Here is a 357-nt window from a genome sequence, read left to right as displayed (position 1 = left end):
GCGAACATCAGCATCACGCCGGTCGGCGCAAGCTTGGTGATGCCCGCGAGCATCATCGGGCCTATCTCCGGTGCAAAGCCACCAAACAAGGCGAACAGGATCGGTACGATGATCAAGGCGATCAGCGCGGACAGGCGCTTGGTCATGATCAGGAACATGAACGTAATGACCATGGCAAAGCCAAGGAAAGTCAGCATAGGGAAACTCCAGGCGTAGCGCGGCTAGGGAATGGCGAACCGGGTGGGATCAGCGCAGAACGGCAAGCACGAGGCGTACGGGAGGAGTTGCAGCGAACAGGCGGGTAGGAGCGGACATCAGAATCACCATTGTTGTTGTTAATAGGGCCGGGAGCGCGAG

At 58.5% G+C, this 357-nt stretch carries 1 pseudogene; it reads right to left on the bottom strand.

The window, feature by feature from the left end:
* Positions 1–197: pseudogene (locus SB756_RS28595) on the bottom strand (citrate transporter); the annotation flags it as partial.
* Positions 198–357 lie beyond the last annotated feature (160 nt).

The sequence above is a fragment of the Pseudomonas sp. SIMBA_068 genome (assembly GCF_046534705.1).
Classification (GTDB): Bacteria; Pseudomonadota; Gammaproteobacteria; order Pseudomonadales; family Pseudomonadaceae; genus Aquipseudomonas; species Aquipseudomonas putida.
The sequence above is the reverse complement of the archived record's forward strand: the minus strand, read 5'-3'. Positions and strand labels throughout refer to the sequence as shown.